Raw genomic sequence first — 2,839 nt, forward strand, 5'->3', positions numbered from 1 at the left:
ATATCTTCAACAGGCATGATGACCGAGATAACACCTTTGTTACCATGACGGCCAGCCATTTTATCACCAGGCTGGATGCGACGTTTAATCGCAACATAAACCTTAACGATCTTGAGTACGCCAGGCGCCAAATCATCACCCGTTTGAAGCTTGCGTTTCTTCACTTCAAAACGCTCTTCGTGCTCTTTCTTACGCTCTTCAAGAGATGCTTCCGCCTTCTCAAGAAGTTCGTTCAAATCGTCATCAGCCAAACGGATCTTAAACCAATCTGACGCTTCAAGGGCTGCCAAATAATCTTGAGAAAGCGTATCGCCCTTCTTAAGACCTGGAGCAGACACAATTGCCTGACCATCTAATGCAGCAGTGAGACGTTCATACGTTGCACCCAACAAGATACGATACTCATCTTTAAGATCCTTACGGAACTTATCAAGCTGTGAGTTTTCGATATCAAGTGCACGCTGATCTTTCTCAACGCCATCACGCGTAAATACCTGAACATCGATAACCGTACCGCGCGTTCCGGTGGATACACGCAATGACGTATCTTTTACGTCTGATGCTTTTTCACCAAAGATCGCACGTAGCAACTTCTCTTCAGGAGTTAATTGCGTTTCACCTTTTGGCGTCACCTTACCAACTAGGATGTCGCCCGGGCCAACCTCAGCACCGATATAAACAATGCCTGATTCATCTAATTTAGATAACGCACTTTCACCAACATTTGGAATATCAGCAGAAATCTCTTCACTACCCAACTTCGTGTCACGCGCAACACACGTTAACTCTTGAATGTGGATAGTTGTGAAGCGATCTTCTTGGACAACTCGCTCAGATACTAGAATCGAGTCTTCGAAGTTGTAACCGTTCCAAGGCATGAATGCGATACGCATATTCTGACCTAGCGCCAGCTCACCCATATCTACTGAAGGGCCGTCTGCCATCACGTCACCACGCGCAACAGAGTCACCTTGACGCACAAGTGGCTTTTGATTGATGCAAGTATTTTGGTTAGAACGTACATACTTAGTTAGGTTGTAGATATCTACGCCTGCGTCGCCCGCGTCTACCTCGTCATCATGAACCCGAACAACGATACGACCAGCGTCAACGCTCTCAATAACACCGCCACGATCAGCCACGACACAAACACCTGAGTCTTGCGCCACGATGCGCTCGATACCGGTACCAACAAGAGGCTTATCTGAACGTAATGTAGGAACTGCCTGACGCTGCATGTTCGATCCCATCAATGCACGGTTCGCATCATCGTGCTCTAAGAATGGGATAAGTGATGCCGCAACAGATACAACCTGACGTGGTGACACGTCCATGTAATTAACTTTTTCTGGAGGCATTACTGTGGTTTCGTTCTTATGACGAACAGTTACCAATTCTTCTGTAAGGTTATTTCCATCATCAACAACAGCGCTTGCCTGTGCGATAACATAACCACTTTCTTCGATTGCAGATAAGTATTCGATTTCGTCGGTAACATGACCATCAACAACTTTACGATAAGGCGACTCAAGGAAACCATATGAGTTAGTACGCGCATAAGTTGCTAACGAGTTGATCAAACCGATGTTCGGACCTTCAGGCGTTTCGATTGGACAAACACGACCATAGTGAGTCGGGTGTACGTCACGTACTTCGAATCCTGCACGCTCACGCGTCAAACCACCTGGGCCAAGCGCAGAGACACGACGCTTATGCGTTACCTCAGATAGAGGGTTGTTTTGGTCCATGAACTGAGACAACTGGCTAGAACCAAAGAACTCTTTGACTGCTGCAGCAACTGGTTTTGCATTAATTAAATCTTGTGGCATCAAGCCATCAGACTCAGCCATGCTCAAGCGCTCACGTACAGCTCGCTCAACACGCACAAGACCTACGCGGAATTGGTTTTCAGCCATTTCACCAACAGAACGGATACGTCGGTTACCAAGGTGATCGATATCATCAACTTCGCCTTTACCATTACGAATGTCGATCAAGGTACGCAACACATCGATGATATCTTGATTATCAAGAACGCCTTCGCCCGTCTCTTCAGCTCTCCCAAGACGACGATTGAACTTCATACGGCCAACTGCCGAAAGATCATAGCGCTCAGATGTAAAGAACAGGTTACCGAATAAATTCTCAGCAGACTCTTTAGTCGGTGGCTCGCCTGGGCGCATCATACGATAGATTTCTACCAAGGCTTCTAATTGAGTATTCGTAGGGTCAATACGCAAGGTATCAGAGATAAACGAGCCACAATCAAGTTCGTTAGTGTAAAGCGTCTCAATGCTTTCGATACCCGCCGCAACTAATGCATCAACGACTTCTTCTGTAATTTCTGTATTACAGCTAGCAACTAGCTCACCAGTATCTTCATTGATGATATCTTTCGCTAATACCTTGCCGTATAGGTATTCTTTAGGAACTTCAAGCGCGCCGCCTAATTTCTCAAGCTTACGAATTTGCTTGGCGTTAACTCGACGCCCTTCTTCAACAATCACTTCACCGTCAGGATCTTTGATGTCAAACGTTGCGATTTCGCCACGCAAACGTGAAGGAACAAGTTCGAGTTTGAAGCTGTCTGCTGACAATTCAAAACGACCAGTGTCGAAGAACATATCCAAGATCTCTTGCGAGCTTAGACCTAGAGCACGCATCAAGATTGTTGCTGGAAGCTTACGACGACGGTCAATACGAACGAACACGTTGTCATTTGGATCGAATTCGAAGTCTAACCAAGAACCACGATATGGAATCACTCGAGCACTATGAAGCAACTTGCCTGATGAGTGAGTTTTACCTTTATCGTGATCGAAGAACACACCCGGAGAAC

General features: G+C 46.1%; 1 protein-coding gene. It reads right to left on the reverse strand.

The window, feature by feature from the left end; genetic code table 11:
* The coding region (rpoB, locus tag A3738_RS19610) for a DNA-directed RNA polymerase subunit beta (protein ID WP_068763797.1) at window positions 1-2,839 on the reverse strand (2,839 nt) is incomplete at both ends.

The sequence above is a fragment of the Oleiphilus sp. HI0066 genome, from assembly GCF_001635725.1.